The organism is Streptomyces sp. ISL-36 (assembly GCF_018614205.1).
Taxonomy (GTDB): Bacteria; Actinomycetota; Actinomycetes; order Streptomycetales; family Streptomycetaceae; genus Streptomyces.
In genome coordinates this window covers 1-12,151 of sequence record NZ_JAGGOS010000035.1, presented here as the reverse complement: position 1 = coordinate 12,151, position 12,151 = coordinate 1, and the positions used below count along the sequence as shown (strand labels likewise).

The 12,151-nt window shown below is 72.1% G+C and carries 12 protein-coding genes; 9 read left to right on the top strand and 3 right to left on the bottom strand.

Features of this window, described 5'->3' with window-relative positions; all coding sequences use genetic code 11:
• Positions 1–8: 8 nt before the first annotated feature.
• The gene (locus tag J7E93_RS08790) at positions 9–545 is read left to right on the top strand and encodes a cupin domain-containing protein (RefSeq protein ID WP_215067149.1); all 537 of its coding nucleotides are present in this window, start codon (positions 9–11) and stop codon (positions 543–545) included.
• 112 nt (positions 546–657) lie between these two features.
• Positions 658–1,443: a GNAT family N-acetyltransferase gene (locus J7E93_RS08785; RefSeq protein ID WP_215067148.1), complete on the top strand. Its 786-nt coding sequence runs from the start codon at positions 658–660 to the stop codon at positions 1,441–1,443.
• A 3-nt stretch (positions 1,444–1,446) separates the two neighbouring features.
• Here the strand turns inward: J7E93_RS08785 and J7E93_RS08780 are convergent, their stop codons facing one another.
• Entirely contained in the window at positions 1,447–2,535 is a 1,089-nt protein-coding gene (locus tag J7E93_RS08780; RefSeq protein ID WP_215067146.1) for an amidinotransferase, read from the bottom strand.
• A gap of 70 nt (positions 2,536–2,605) precedes the next feature.
• A complete protein-coding gene (locus tag J7E93_RS08775; RefSeq protein WP_215067144.1) occupies positions 2,606–3,412 on the bottom strand; it encodes a pentapeptide repeat-containing protein in 807 nt (268 codons plus the stop codon).
• A gap of 103 nt (positions 3,413–3,515) precedes the next feature.
• On the opposite strand from J7E93_RS08775, the gene J7E93_RS08770 reads away from it, so the two are divergent.
• Positions 3,516–5,036: an alpha/beta fold hydrolase gene (locus tag J7E93_RS08770; RefSeq protein ID WP_215067143.1), complete on the top strand. Its 1,521-nt coding sequence runs from the start codon at positions 3,516–3,518 to the stop codon at positions 5,034–5,036.
• Positions 5,037–5,068: 32 nt separating this feature from the next.
• Here J7E93_RS08770 and J7E93_RS08765 read toward each other — a convergent pair whose 3' ends face one another.
• Positions 5,069–6,703: an acyl-CoA synthetase gene (locus J7E93_RS08765; protein ID WP_215067141.1), complete on the bottom strand. Its 1,635-nt coding sequence runs from the start codon at positions 6,701–6,703 to the stop codon at positions 5,069–5,071.
• 177 nt (positions 6,704–6,880) lie between these two features.
• Between J7E93_RS08765 and J7E93_RS08760 the strand changes: the two genes are divergently transcribed.
• From J7E93_RS08760 to J7E93_RS08735, 6 genes are all read left to right on the top strand, one after another.
• Positions 6,881–7,681 carry a crotonase/enoyl-CoA hydratase family protein gene (locus tag J7E93_RS08760; RefSeq protein WP_215067139.1) on the top strand — a complete coding sequence of 267 codons (801 nt, stop codon included), beginning with the start codon at positions 6,881–6,883 and terminating at the stop codon, positions 7,679–7,681.
• Between the two features lie 54 nt (positions 7,682–7,735).
• Positions 7,736–8,695, top strand: a complete 960-nt coding sequence (locus J7E93_RS08755; RefSeq protein ID WP_215067137.1) for a Zn-ribbon domain-containing OB-fold protein — start codon at positions 7,736–7,738, stop codon at positions 8,693–8,695.
• Positions 8,692–9,774 (top strand): thiolase domain-containing protein, encoded by a 1,083-nt coding sequence (locus J7E93_RS08750; RefSeq protein WP_215067135.1) that lies wholly within the window; start codon positions 8,692–8,694, stop codon positions 9,772–9,774. Before J7E93_RS08755 ends, J7E93_RS08750 begins: the two co-directional genes overlap by 4 nt.
• Positions 9,764–10,930, top strand: a complete 1,167-nt coding sequence (locus tag J7E93_RS08745; protein ID WP_215067133.1) for a thiolase domain-containing protein — start codon at positions 9,764–9,766, stop codon at positions 10,928–10,930. The genes J7E93_RS08750 and J7E93_RS08745 overlap by 11 nt, the downstream gene beginning before the upstream one ends.
• 77 nt (positions 10,931–11,007) lie before the next feature.
• Positions 11,008–11,259 carry a DUF397 domain-containing protein gene (locus J7E93_RS08740; RefSeq protein ID WP_215067130.1) on the top strand — a complete coding sequence of 84 codons (252 nt, stop codon included), beginning with the start codon at positions 11,008–11,010 and terminating at the stop codon, positions 11,257–11,259.
• 70 nt (positions 11,260–11,329) lie between these two features.
• Positions 11,330–11,740 carry an ACT domain-containing protein gene (locus tag J7E93_RS08735; protein ID WP_215067125.1) on the top strand — a complete coding sequence of 137 codons (411 nt, stop codon included), beginning with the start codon at positions 11,330–11,332 and terminating at the stop codon, positions 11,738–11,740.
• Positions 11,741–12,151: the final 411 nt, after the last annotated feature.

The following is a 12,151-nucleotide window of genomic DNA, read 5'->3' as shown; positions in this document are numbered from 1 at the left end:
ACCGACGGATGACAGCGATCCACCCGAGCACCGGACTCGTCGTACCGCCCGGCCACGGCAGGACCCTCACGACCGCCGCCCAGCGGGTGACGTTCAAGGTCACCGGCGAACACACCCCGACCGCCTCCACGTTCGAGGTCGAGGTCCCGCCCGGCTTCGACGTGGGAGCCCACACCCATGGCCACAGCGAGGAACTCTTCTACCTCCTCGAAGGAGAACTGGACGTCCTCGCCTTCGAACCGCTCGTCCGGACCCCCGACCGGTGGCGGGACTGGGAGTCCGCCTCCGGCGAGCGCTTCGTACGGGCGACCCCCGGCACCCTGATCCTCGTCCCGCCGGGCTGCCCGCACGCCTTCGCCAACCCGACGGGGGAGCCCGCCCGGATGCTCTTCCAGGCGTCCCCGCCACCCGACCATGAGCGGTACTTCGAGGAACTGATGGAGATCCTCGGCTCGGGAGGCGAGGTCGACCACACGGCCGTCGAGGCCCTCCGCCGCCGCTACGACATCGAACAGCTCACCCCGTTGCGGCACGCCCCGGAGTAGGGGCCGGCGCCTCCGCCGTCGGACGGGCGTCGGCAGCGCCGTCGGAGTGCGCGAACGCGTGATCCGGAAAATGCGTTTGCCGCGCTCGGACGGCGGGTGGTGGAGTGCCCGCATGGATCACACCGCGACACTCGACCTCTTCGACCGCCAGAGGCGGCGCGAGGCCCGTCCCGAAGGACCCGACAGCCGCATCGAACGCATCGGCCCGGTCGTACGCCGGACGGGGCCGGCCCACGCATGGAACGGCATCCTCTGGTCCGGCCTCGACGAGGCCGACGCCGACGCGGCCATCGCCGAGCAGATCCGTCACTTCACCGCGCACGGCCGCGCCTTCGAATGGAAGGTGTACGGGCACGACCGCCCGGCCGACCTCGCGGAGCGGCTTCTCGCGGCCGGATTCACCGCCGAGGACCAGGAGACCCTGATGGTCGCCGAGGCGGCCACCCTGCCCACCGCCGTCGAACTGCCGGACGGCGTCGAGCTGGTCACCGTCACCGACGAGGCCGGCGTCAGGCGGGTGACCGAGGTCCACGACCGGGCCTTCGGCGGAGACAGCTCGCACATCGGCCGGCACCTCCTCGACCAGCTGGCGACCACGCCCGACACCGTCGCCGCGGTCCTCGCGATGGCCGGGGACGAGCCGGTGAGCGCCGCGCGCCTCGAGCTGTACCCCGGCACCGACTTCGCCGGCCTGTGGGGCGGGGGCACGGTCGAGCCGTGGCGGGGCAAGGGCCTCTACCGCGCCCTGGTCGCCTTCCGGACCCGGATCGCGATCGAACGCGGCCACCGCTTCGTCCAGGTCGACGCGGCCGACACCAGCCGCCCGATCCTGGCCCGCCTGGGCTTCGCCGCCCTCACCACCACCACGCCGTACGTGTACGTCCCCGAGGGCGTCTGACGATCAGGGGAGGTACGACTCCAGCGTGCCGCGGCGCCGGACGTCGAGCGTCGCGCAGTGGAAGGAGCCGCCGAACGGCGCGTAGTGCAGAAGGTCGCACGGAATCGGCTCGAACCCCCACGACTCGAGCGCGCGCAGCATGCTGGTGTGGTGCCGCTCCACGATCACCCGCTTCTCGTCGATCATCAGAATGTTCATGCTGAGCCATGTGCCGCACATCGAGGTGATCTTGAGCATCCGCTCGTCGATCGGGTCCGGCGCCGGGGCGACCAGAACGTCCCACGAACTCAGGACCTCGGGCAGGCGGTCGACGTCGATGTACTCGGGATTGACCAGTACCTTGCCTGGCGAGAGCGGGAGGAACGTCGTGTCGATGTGCATGGGCGTGCGGCAGCGGCTCTCGATCTCGTGGATGCGGTAGCCGGATCCGAGATGGCGGCGCAGCCACTCGATGCCCATGCGGTTGGTGACGTTGCTCCGCGTGACGAAGATGTCCCGTCCCGCGCGCACGAAATCCGCCGCGTCGAACACCGGCTCGAACTCGGTGAGGATGTAGCGCATCGGCTCGTCCGCCCCGGGGATGGAGAAATCCGCCTTGAACAGGGCGTCGGTGAGCTGCGGCTTCGGCGCCGACGTCCAGCGTGCGCCGCGCCGGAAGTAGTCCTTGAGGATCGGCCGATAGGAGTGGGTCTCGAAGTACCGGCACGGCCACGCCATGGGCGTCTCGATGATCTCGTCGCCGATCACGAGCATGCTGTCCCGCGGACAGGTGTTGCAGAAACCGCGCGAGGACCAGTCGGGGGTGCCGAAGCGCTTTCGGTGGTCGACCGCGTCCGGGCGCCTGACGATGACGTCGAGGGACCGCAGCAGGGCGATGAACTCATCGAGCTCCCGCTGTGCCGGTTCGATGAGCCTGCGCGGATACCTGTAGCCGGAGGCCAGCCCCTGGAACCGAGCCGCCCACGGCGGGATGTTGCAGGCCACGACCGGATGCCTGGAGGGGATCGTCGCGCCGTCCAGACGCCCGACGATGATCTCCTCCAACGGGTCCCACTCGTTGTGTGAATTGACCGGCGAAACGAGAGGTTCCACGGCGTTGTCCTTCGTGGAGTCGGTAACTCATTGTCTCTCGTACGTTACCCAAAGTGTCGGGCCCGGGCGGCTAGCGTGCCCAGTGCGCCGGTCGCTCGAAGCCCTCAGGGAGGCGGGTGGCCCCGTCCCCGCGGGCCGCGTTCAGCTGGGGCTGGGTGAGGAACAGGGCGCCGGTCAGGTCCGCACCGGAGAGGTCGGCGTCGCGGAGGTCGGCGCCGATCAGATCCGCCAGGGTCAGATCCGCACCGGAGAGGTCGGCGGCGATGAGCAGCGCCCCGCGCAGGTCCGCGCCCCGCAGCTTCGCCCCGCGCAGCCGGGCGCCGATGAGGTCCGCGCCCCGTCGGCTCTTGCTCCTGCCGCCCGCCGTGGCCCGCACCAGCGTGCTGGTCTTCAGCAGCAGGGGGTTGACCTCGCTGCGGACCGCCGCGACGTCCAGCTTCTCCAGCGCGTCCGCCGTGCCCTCGGTCAGCGCCTCCACCCTGGTCAGGGCCCGCCGCAGATCGCGGTGGATCGAGCGGGTCGCGGGCAGCGCGAGGGCTTCGGTGAGATACCGCAGCAGCTCGTGGAGCTGGCGCATCACCGGGAACACCTCGTACATCTGCCGGGAGGTCTCCGGGGCCTCGCGCCAGGAGACACCGCCGAAGGTGACCTGCGAGACCTTCTGGCCGGCGCCGAAGCAGTCGTACACCGTGCAGCCGGAGAACCCGCTCGGCCGCAGCCTGGTGTGGATCGAGCAGCGGAAGTCTTCCTGGAGGTTCCGGCACGGGTCGCCCGAGGGCTTGTTCGCGGCGAAGTCCGCCGACTTGGCGAAGGGAAGCGCCACGCAGCAGAGCCCGAAGCAGTTCGCGCAGTCGCCTCGCAGGGTCTCGGAAGACATGGTGGTGCGGTTCCTTCGCCGGTAGGGGGTGGACACACCACCGTATCGCGCCGTCGGCGAACACAGTTGCGAAGATCGTCGGCGGGCGAGCAGGATCGACGCCATGCCGCACTTCGCCACGTACGACGGAACCCAACTCGCCTATCGCACAAGGGGAGAGGGGGAGCCCCTGGTCTGCCTGCCCGGCGGGCCGATGCGCGACTCCGCGTACCTCGGCGACCTCGGCGGGCTGACGGCCCACCGCACGCTGATCCTGCTCGACCCGCGCGGGGTCGGCGCCAGTGGGACGCCCGCCGACCCGGCCACGTACCGCTGTGACCGGCAGGTGGCCGACGTCGAGGCGCTCCGCGTCCACCTCGGCCTGGAGCGGATGGACCTGCTGGCACACTCCGGCGCCGGGAACCTGGCGACCCTCTACGCGGCGGCGCATCCCGAACGGGTGCGCTCCCTGGTCCTGGTCACCGCCGGACTGCGGGCCGTCGGCGTCGACACCACCGACGAGGAGTGGGACGAGGCCGTCGAGGTCTTCGCGGACCAGCCCTGGTACGCCGAATCCCGGGCCGCCCTGGCGACCCTCGGCCCCGACACCCCGCTGCCCGAGGTCCTGGAGATCATCGGCCCGTTCGGCTACGGGCGATGGGACGAGGCCGCACAGGAGCACGCCGCGGCCGCCGCCGGGCAGATCCACGCGGAGGCGATGGCCGCCTACCACGGGCCCGGCGCCTACGATCCCGAGGCGACCCGGGCCGCGCTCAGCGCCCTCACCGCGCCCGTACTCGTCCTCGCGGGGGGGTACGACGCCGCTCCGACCCCGGTAAAGGCGGCCGAGCAGGCGGCGTTCTTCCCCCACGCCGAGCTGGTGGTGCAGCCGCGCGCCGGACACTTCCCCTGGGTGGACGACCCGGAGGCCTTCGTCCGTCCGGTCGCCGCCTTCCTCGACCCGGAGGTCCGTACGGTCGCGGTCGACGGAGTCCGCCTCGCGTACCGGGTGTGGGGCGAGGAGGACGCCCCACCCGTCGTCCTGGTCCACGGCCGGGGCGGGAGCAGCGCGGACTGGACGTGTGTCGCCGGGGAACTGGCCACGGAGCGGCGGGTGTACGCCGTCGATCTGCGCGGCCACGGGCTGAGCGACTGGCCGGGCCACTACGGCTTCGACGTGTTCCGCGACGAGCTGCGCGGCTTCCTCAAGGCGCTCGGGCTGAGCGGCGCCACCGTCGTCGGCCACTCCATGGGCGGCGCGGCGGCCTGTCTGCTGGCCCAGCGGGAGCCGGACCTGATCGGCCGGCTCGTCCTGGAGGACGCCCCGGCCTTCTTCCCGCTCGACCCGCCGCGCGCCCCGGCGGATCGCCCGGACGGCCCGCTCGCGCTCGACTGGGAGGTGGTCCTGGCGACCGACGCCCAGCTGAACGCGCCCGACCCGGCCTGGCGCGAGGAGCTTCCCACCGTCACCGCCCCCACCCTCCTCATCGGCGGCGGCGAGAGCAGCCACCTCCCGCAGGAGCAGCTCGCGTGGATGGCCGGGCGGATCCCCGGCGCCCGGCATGTCACGATCGAGGCCGGCCACCTGATCCACGCCTCGAAACCGGACGAATACCTCGCCGCCCTGAGCGAGTTCGGCGTCTAGAGCGTCTAGAGCGTCTAGAGCGTCTAGAGCGTCTAGAGAGTCCGGGTGGCGGCGTCCTCGGCCGCCGCCACCGACCGGGCCCAGCGGTAGTCCGCCTTGCCGCTCGGGGAGCGCTGGATGCGGTCGGTGAGGACCAGCTGGCGGGGGATCTTGTAGCCGGCGAGGCGGCTGCGGCAGTGGGTCCTCACCGACTCCAGGTCCAGGGCCGCCGCGCCCTCGCGCAGCTGGACGACGGCCGCCACGTGGTTGCCCCACCGCGCGTCCGGGACGCCGGCGACCAGGGCGTCGTACACGTCCGGATGGGATTTGAGGGCCTGCTCGACCTCCTCCGGATACACCTTCTCCCCGCCGGTGTTGATGCACTGCGAGCCGCGGCCGAGGACGGTCACGATGCCGTCCTCGTCGACCGTCGCCATGTCGCCGAGCAGCACCCACCGCTCGTCGCCCTTCTGGAAGAAGGTCTCGGCCGTCTTCGCCGGGTCGTTGTAGTAGCCGAGCGGCACGTGACCCCGCTGGGCGAGGCGGCCCGGTACACCCACCGGAACCGGCTCGTACGTCGCCGGGTCCACCACCCGCGTACGGTCGTTGACCTCCAGGCGGAAGCCCTTCTCCGGCCCCGAGTCGTCCGTCGCCCTGCCGTTGGAACCGGACTCCGACGAGCCGAAGTTGTTCAGGAGCAGCACGTTCGGGACGAGCGCCTGGAACTGCGCGCGCACCGTCTCCGACATGATCGCCCCGGACGAGGAGACGCTGAAGAGTGACGACAGGTCCGTGCCCCTGAGCGGTCCGTGGAGCGCGTCGATGAGCGGCCGGAGCATCGCGTCGCCCACCAGTGACACGCTGGAGACCTTCTCCTTCTCGATCGTACGGAGCACCTCCTCGGGCACGTACTTGCGGTGGATGACCACCCGCTGGCCGTAGTTGAAGGCGATGAACGAGGTCAGCGTCGAGGTGCCGTGCATGAGCGGGGGAGCGGGGAAGAAGGTGAGGCCGGCGCCGCGCGCGGCGACCCGCTCGGCCAGCTCCTCGGGCCGTTTCACCGGTTCGCCCGTGGGTTCGCCGCCGAAGAGCCCGGCGAAGAACAGATCCTCCTGGCGCCACATGACGCCCTTCGGCATGCCCGTCGTACCGCCGGTGTAGATGATGAAGAGGTCGTCGGCGGAACGTACGGGGAAGCCGCGCTCGGGCGAGCCCGCGGCCTCGGCGGCCGTGAAATCCGTGCAGTCGAGGGCGGGCGCTCCCTCGGGCGGGGTCCCCACCCGCACGAGGTGCCGCAGCTTCTCCGTCTGCGGCAGCGCGGCCGCGACCCGGCCGGTGAACTCGGCGTCGAAGACGAGCGCGACGAGGTCGGCGTCCTGGTAGAGGTAGACCAGTTCCTCCTCCACGTACCGGTAGTTCACGTTGACCGGCACGATCCGCGCCTTGAGGCAGGCCAGGACGGTCTGCAGGTACTCGACGCCGTTGTAGAGGTGCAGGCCCAGATGCTCGCCCGGCCGGATGCCGCTGTCGATGAGGTGGTGGGCGACGCGGTTGGCGGCGGCGTCGAGCTCCTCGTAGGTGAGCCGGCGCTCGGCCCCCGTGCCGGGGTGGTCGAGGTACACGAGCGCCTCGCGCTCCGGGACCACGTCGACGACCGACTCGAACAGGTCGGCAAGGTTGTACTCCACCGTTCCTCCTGACGCCGCTGGTCGCACCGGCCCGAACTGACTCGGCGGTCATTAGAGCGCCGACGGGCGACGGGCGGAAGGGGTCACGCAGAAGAATCTGACTGAGTGTCAGAAAACTATTGAACTGGACCCGCACCTCCTGCAACCTGTTCTAGGTCTGGAGACGGGAGAACACCCATGGGTGGGACCGAACACCTCACCGTGCAGCGCGAAGGCGCCACGCTCGTGCTCACGCTCAACCGGCCCGAGGCCAAGAACGCGCTCTCGCTTCCCATGCTGGTCGGGCTCTACGACGGCTGGCTGGAGGCCGACGCCGACGACACCGTCCGCTCCGTCGTCCTGACCGGCGCGGGCGGATCCTTCTGCGCCGGGATGGACCTCAAGGCCCTGGCGGGCAAGGGGATGGAGGGCGAGCAGTACCGGGACCGCATGACGGCCGACCCCGATCTCCACTGGAAGGCGATGCTGCGCCACCACCGCCCGCGCAAACCGGTCATCGCCGCCGTCGAGGGCTACTGCGTCGCCGGCGGCACCGAGATCCTCCAGGGCACCGACATCCGGATCGCGGGCGCCTCCGCCACCTTCGGACTCTTCGAGGTGGGGCGCGGACTCTTCCCGATCGGCGGCTCGACCGTCCGGCTGCCCCGTCAGATCCCCCGCACCCACGCCCTCGAGATGCTGCTGACCGGGCGCCCGTACAGCGCCGATGAGGCCGCCCGGATCGGCCTCATCGGCCATGTGGTGCCCGACGGCACCACGCTCGACCGGGCTCTCGCGATCGCCGAGCGGATCAACGCCTGCGGCCCGCTCGCCGTGGAGGCGGTGAAGGCCTCGGTGTACGAGACGGCGGAGATGACCGAGAGCGAGGGCCTGGCGGCCGAACTGAAGCGCGGCTGGCCGATCTTCGCCACATCGGACGCGAAGGAAGGCGCCCGCGCCTTCGCGGAGAAACGGCCGCCGGTGTACCGCCGGGAGTGACGGGCCCCGTCGCCGAGACCCCGCCCGTCCCTCACGCCAGAATGGAGCCCGCCCATGACAGCCACCCCCGCACCGGAGGTGCTGCGCGCGCCTCTCGTCGTGGAGTTCCCCTTCACCCGGTCCCTCGGACCCGTGCAGTCCGCCTTCCTCACCGGGCTGCGCGAACGGACCGTCCTCGGCGTCCGGGCCGGTGACGGGCGGGTGCTCGTCCCGCCCGTCGAGTACGACCCCGAAACCGCCGCGGAACTGCGCGAACTCGTCGAGGTCGCCGCCACCGGAACCGTCACCACCTGGGCCTGGAACCCCGAGCCCCGCCCCGGGCAGCCGCTCTCCACCCCGTTCGCCTGGGTCCTGGTCCGGCTCGACGGCGCCGACACCGCGCTGCTCCACGCCCTCGACGCGCCCGGCCCCGACACCGTCCGCACCGGCATGCGGGTCAGGGTCCGCTGGGCCGCCGAACGGGCCGGCGCCATCACCGACATCGCCTGCTTCGAACCGTACGAGAGCCGGCCGGCGAGCGGCGCCCGCGACCACGACGGCGTCTTCGACGAACCCGTCACCGGCATCGTCGCCGCCGCCCGGCTCGACTACACGTACACCCCGGGCCGCGCCCAGACCGGCTACCTCCAGGGCCTCGCCGAACGCAGGACGGTCGGCGAACGCTGTCCCTCCTGCGCGAAGGTGTACGTCCCGCCCCGCGGCGCCTGCCCCACCTGCGGAGTCGCCACCACCGAGCGGGTCGAGGTCGGCCCGCGCGGCACCGTCACCACCTTCTGCATCGTCAACATCAAAGCGAAGAACGCCGCCATCGAGGTCCCGTACGTCTACGCCCACATCGCCCTCGACGGCGCGGGGCTCGCCCTCCACGGCCGGATCGGCGGCGTCCCGTACGACCAGGTCCGGATGGGACTGCGCGTCGAACCGGTGTGGACCGACGGCAGCCGCTACCCCGACCACTACCGGCCCTGCGGTGAACCCGACGCCGACTACGACACGTACAAGGAGCTGCTGTGACGCCGGACCGAGAGGTGGCGATCGTCGCCTTCGCCCAGACCGACCACCGGCGGCACACGGACGAGCTGTCCGAGGTCGAGATGGTCATGCCCGTCCTCCACGACGTGCTGCGGCAGACCGGATGCAAGACCCCCGACATCGGCTTCACCTGCTCCGGCTCCTCCGACTACCTCGCCGGCCGCGCCTTCTCCTTCACCATGGCCCTCGACGGGGTCGGCGCCTGGCCGCCGATCTCCGAGTCCCATGTCGAGATGGACGGCGCCTGGGCGCTCTACGAGGCCTGGGTGAAACTGCTGACCGGCCAGGCCGACACCGCGCTCGTCTACGCCTACGGGAAGTCCTCGCCCGGTTCCGTACGCGACGTCCTCACCCGGCAGCTCGATCCCTACTACCTCGCCCCCCTCTGGCCCGACTCCGTCGCGCTCGCCGCGCTCCAGGCCCAGGCGCTCATCGACGCCGGACACACGGACGAGCATTCGCTGGCCTCCGTCGCCGCCCGCAGCCGCGAGGACGCCACCGCCAACCCCCATGCCCAACTGCCGGGTGCCCGGCCCCAGGGCGACTACGTCGTCCGGCCGCTGCGCACCGGCGACTGCCCGCCCGTCGGCGACGGCGCCGCCGCCGTGATCCTGGCAGCCGGGGACACGGCGCGCGAACTGTGCGCCCGGCCCGCCTGGATCAGGGGCATGGACCACCGGATCGAGGCCCACGCACTCGGCGTGCGCGACCTCACCGACTCGCCCTCCACCCGCCTCGCCGCCGAGCGCGCCGGAGCCTTCGAGCGGCCAGTGGACACGGCCGAACTCCACGCCCCCTTCAGCTCCCAGGAGGTCGTGCTGCGCCGCGCCCTCGACCTCGACCTCGACGAGCTCGACCTCGACGAGAGGGTGAGGGTCAACCCGTCCGGCGGGGCGCTCGCCGCCAACCCGATGATGGCCGCCGGTCTCATCCGGCTCGGCGAGGCCGCCGCCCGGATCCACCGCGGCGCCTCCGACCGCGCCCTCGCCCACGCCACCTCCGGCCCCTGTCTGCAGCAGAACCTGGTCGCCGTCCTGGAAGGGGACCCCCGTGCCCAATGAGCCAGTCGCCGTCGTCGGGATCGGCCAGACCAAGCACGTCGCCACCCGCCGGGACGTCTCGATCGCCGGACTCGTCCGCGAAGCCGCCCTGCGCGCCCTCCAGGACGCCGAGCTGACCTGGGCGGACATCGACGCCGTCGTCATCGGCAAGGCCCCCGACTTCTTCGAGGGCGTGATGATGCCGGAGCTCTACCTCGCCGACGCCCTCGGCGCCGTGGGCAAGCCGATGCTCCGGGTCCACACCGCCGGCTCCGTCGGCGGCTCCACGGCCCTGGTCGCGGCCAACCTCGTCTCCGCCCGTGTCCACCACACGGTCCTGACGCTCGCCTTCGAGAAACAGTCCGAATCCAACGCGATGTGGGGCCTGTCCCTGCCCGTACCGTTCCAGCAGCCGCTGCTCGCCGGCGCGGGCGGCTTCTTCGCCCCGCACGTACGGGCCTACATGCGCCGCACCGGCGCGCCCGACACGGTCGGCTCCCTCGTCGCGTACAAGGACCGCCGCAACGCGCTGAAGAACCCCTACGCGCACCTCCACGAGCACGACATCACCCTGGAGAAGGTCCAGGCCTCACCGATGCTCTGGGACCCGATCCGCTACTCCGAGACCTGCCCGTCCTCCGACGGGGCCTGCGCGATGGTCCTCACCGACCGCGCGGGCGCCGGGCGCTCACCCCGGCCGCCCGCCTGGGTGCACGGCGGCGCGATGCGCAGCGAACCCACGCTCTTCGCCGGCAAGGACTTCGTCTCGCCACAGGCCGGCAAGGACTGCGCCGCCGACGTCTACCGGCAGGCGGGCATCACCGACCCGCGCCGGGAGATCGACGCGGTCGAGATGTACGTCCCGTTCTCCTGGTACGAGCCGATGTGGCTGGAGAACCTGGGCTTCGCCGAGGAGGGCGAGGGCTGGAAACTCACCGAGGCCGGCGTGACGGAACTGGACGGGGACCTGCCGGTGAACCCCTCGGGCGGTGTCCTGTCCACCAACCCCATCGGCGCCTCCGGGATGATCCGTTTCGCCGAGGCCGCGCTCCAGGTGCGGGGACAGGCGGGCGAACACCAGGTCGACGGCGCGCGAAGGGCGCTCGGCCACGCGTACGGAGGGGGCGCGCAGTTCTTCTCCATGTGGCTCGTGGGCGACCGGCCGCCCGGCGCGTGAGGTCTGTCGGCACGGGGTGCCGCTCGCTACCCTGAGCCCCGGACGACGACCATGCGGTATGCGGGAGGAGCACGGACGTGGCGGAGAGCACCACCAGCACCACCGCCCAGCACGCCTTCGCGGGCTGGGACAAGCCGGACCTCGACCTCAGCAAGGCCGACTGGCGGTCGAGCAGCCAGGGAACGGGGGACGTCCAGATCGCCTTCGTCGAGGGCTTCATCGCGATGCGCAACGGAGGGCGACCGGAGGCGCCGTCCCTGATCTTCAGCCCGGCGGAGTGGCGGGCGTTCGTGGTCAACGCGCGTGAGGGCGAGTTCGACCTGACCTGATGCGCCATGCTCCGGCGACGGACGTGGCGACAGGTCCGTCGGCCGGTGCCGCCGCCCTAGGGTGGTGATCATGAGTGCAGAGCGTGATCTGACCCGGCTCGTCGCCGGGATGCGGCCGGAACTCAACCCCGGCCGCTATGTCTTCGCCACCGTGGACGGCCCCGCTCCGGCGGGGGTCGCACCGGTCGCGACGGTCGTCGAGAGGGAGGGGCTCTCCCTGGTCGTACGCCAGGAGGAGGCCGACGCGGCCTCCCTGGCGTACGACTACGTGGCGGGCTGGATCACGCTGCGGGTCCACTCCGCGCTCGACGCCGTGGGCCTGACGGCGGCCGTCGCCCGTGAGCTCGCCGATGCCGGACTGAGCTGCAACGTGGTGGCCGGCTTCCACCACGACCACCTCTTCGTCGAACACGCCCGGGCGGAGGAGGCGTTGAGCCGCCTGCGCGGCCTCGCCGACCGGGCGTCCGGGGCGTCGGCCTGACGACCCCGGGTCACCGGCCGACGGCCCGTGCGCCGGGCTCCGCCGCCGAGGCGGATGCCCCGGAGGCCGGGGAGGCCCGGCGCCTCTGCCGTCCTTCCCGCGGACCTGCGCCTCGGCGGTCCCGTCGATCCGGCTGCTCGCGCGTGACCGGTCTCGGGGGCCGGCCACGGCCCGGCGAGGCGGCGGGGCGGCGGGGCGGAGCAAGGTACGTGAGGCTCGCAGGGAGCTCGCTCACCCAGCGTGAGCGGACACCTACCCGTTCGCGGTCCGTGAGGCGGGTCCGCCGGCCCACCTCGTCGCCGGCTCGCTCGGCCCTCGCGGGACTGGCGCGGGCAGCGCCCCGGCTCGGGGAGAGCAGCCGGCGCGGCAGCGGCTGGGGCCGGGGTGGTCGAAACCGGGACCCGCCGGAGC

Coding starts and splice junctions, on each gene's coding strand:
- J7E93_RS08790 (WP_215067149.1), top strand. CDS start 9: ATGACAGCGATCCACCCGAGCACCGGACTCGTCGTACCGCCCGGCCAC.
- J7E93_RS08785 (WP_215067148.1), top strand. CDS start 658: ATGGATCACACCGCGACACTCGACCTCTTCGACCGCCAGAGGCGGCGC.
- J7E93_RS08775 (WP_215067144.1), bottom strand. CDS start 3,412: ATGTCTTCCGAGACCCTGCGAGGCGACTGCGCGAACTGCTTCGGGCTC.
- J7E93_RS08770 (WP_215067143.1), top strand. CDS start 3,516: ATGCCGCACTTCGCCACGTACGACGGAACCCAACTCGCCTATCGCACA.
- J7E93_RS08760 (WP_215067139.1), top strand. CDS start 6,881: ATGGGTGGGACCGAACACCTCACCGTGCAGCGCGAAGGCGCCACGCTC.
- J7E93_RS08755 (WP_215067137.1), top strand. CDS start 7,736: ATGACAGCCACCCCCGCACCGGAGGTGCTGCGCGCGCCTCTCGTCGTG.
- J7E93_RS08735 (WP_215067125.1), top strand. CDS start 11,330: ATGAGTGCAGAGCGTGATCTGACCCGGCTCGTCGCCGGGATGCGGCCG.